At 63.6% G+C, this 1,262-nt stretch carries 1 protein-coding gene; it reads right to left on the reverse strand.

The window, feature by feature from the left end; translation table 11 throughout:
• On the reverse strand, window positions 1-1,262 hold a 1,262-nt coding region (locus tag O3Q52_RS53235; protein ID WP_269655566.1), incomplete at both ends, for a cbb3-type cytochrome c oxidase subunit I.

Consider the following 1,262-nt stretch of genomic DNA (forward strand, 5'->3'; position numbering starts at 1 on the left):
CCCAGCCAGTGCTGGACGAGGAAGGTGCCGTGGAAGCCGATGAACAGCGTCCAGAAGGTGATCTTGCCGAGGCGTTCGTCGAGCATCTTGCCGGTGAACTTCGGCCACCAGAAGTGGAAGCCGGAGAACATCGCGAACACCACCGTGCCGAACACCACGTAGTGGAAGTGCGCCACCACGAAGTACGAGTCCGAGACGTGGAAGTCCATCGGCGGCGAGGCCAGGATGACACCGGTCAGACCACCGAAGGTGAAGGTGATCAGGAAGCCCGTCGCCCACAGCATCGGGGTCTCGAACGACAGGGACCCCTTCCACATCGTGCCGATCCAGTTGAAGAACTTCACACCGGTCGGCACGGCGATCAGGAACGTCATGAAGGAGAAGAACGGCAGCAGCACACCGCCGGTGACGTACATGTGGTGCGCCCACACCGTCACCGACAGGCCGGCGATGGCGATGGTCGCGCCGATCAGGCCCATGTAGCCGAACATCGGCTTGCGGGAGAAGACCGGGATGACCTCGCTGATGATGCCGAAGAACGGCAGCGCGATGATGTACACCTCTGGATGCCCGAAGAACCAGAACAGGTGTTGCCACAGCAACGCCCCGCCGTTGGCGGCATTGAAGATCTGGGCGCCGAATTTCCGATCCGCCTCCAGCGCGAACAGCGCGGCGGCGAGGACGGGGAAGGCGAGCAGGACGAGGACCGCGGTGAGCAGCACGTTCCACACGAAGATCGGCATGCGGAACATGGTCATGCCCGGGGCGCGCATGCAGATGATGGTGGTGATGAAGTTGACCGCGCCCAGGATGGTGCCGAAGCCGGAGAACGCCAGACCCATGATCCACATGTCGGCGCCGATGCCCGGCGAGCGGACCGCGTCCGAGAGCGGGCTGTAGGCGAACCAGCCGAAGTCGGCCGCGCCCTGCGGGGTGAGGAACCCGCCGACCGCGATCAGCGAGCCGAACAGGTACAGCCAGTAGGCGAACATGTTCAGCCGGGGGAACGCCACGTCGGGCGCGCCGATCTGCAGCGGCATGATCCAGTTGGTGAAACCGGCGAACAGCGGCGTCGCGAACATCAGCAGCATGATCGTGCCGTGCATCGTGAACGCCTGGTTGAACTGCTCGTTCGACATGATCTGCGTGCCGGGACGGGCCAGTTCGGCGCGCATGAACAGCGCCATCACGCCGCCGATGCAGAAGAACGCGAACGAGGTGACCAGGTACAACGTACCGATCGTCTTGTGGTCAGTGGTGGT

This window comes from Streptomyces sp. ActVer (assembly GCF_027270795.1).
Taxonomy (GTDB): domain Bacteria; phylum Actinomycetota; class Actinomycetes; order Streptomycetales; family Streptomycetaceae; genus Streptomyces; species Streptomyces umbrinus_A.